We start from the raw sequence: 578 nt of genomic DNA, 5'->3' as shown, positions 1-578 counted from the left end.
GCCCAGCGCCGGGAACTGCTAGGCGATGTAGGTCGAGCCGGGCTTGGCGGCGGTCAGCAGCTCCTTGAACCAGCGCACGGCGGATTGGCCGTACTCGTAGTTCGGCGCGACGGTCGCCCAGCGCATCGGCGGCAGCTTGGCCGCCTCCTCCACCAGCATGGCGGCCTGCATGTAGGTGCTGCAGCGGAGCCGGAAGGTGTAGCGGTTGCCCMTGGACCAGACGAGCGCGTCGGTCAGCGGCTCGGAGGCGACGAAGAGCTTGCGGTTCTGGTTGGCGAAATCGCCAAGGGCGAGGCCAACATTGGACAGGAAGCCACCTGCGATGAGGTGCACGCGCTCGTTGCTGAGGAGCTCGCCRGCGTGGCGGACGGCGTCCTCGGGCTTGCCGGCATCGTCGCGGAAGACGGTCTCGATGCGGCGGCCGTTGATGCCGCCGGCGGCGTTCACCTCCTCCTGCGCCATGGTCCAGGCGTTGCGGTAGGGGGTGAGGAAGGCGGGCTGCGCCGAGTAGGAGTTGATCTCGCCGATGCGGATCGGGCCCTCCTGCGCCAGGACCGGCGGGGCGGCCAATGTGGCCG

Annotated in this window: 1 pseudogene; it reads right to left on the bottom strand. The window is 69.6% G+C overall.

Annotated features, from left to right (window positions below):
- Positions 1-24 precede the first annotated feature (24 nt).
- A pseudogene (locus tag AC1DWF_RS36985) lies at positions 25-570 on the bottom strand (ABC transporter substrate-binding protein); the annotation flags it as partial.
- Positions 571-578 lie beyond the last annotated feature (8 nt).

Source organism: Aminobacter sp. P4_D5 (assembly GCF_056401815.1).
The sequence above is the reverse complement of the archived record's forward strand: the minus strand, read 5'-3'. Positions and strand labels throughout refer to the sequence as shown.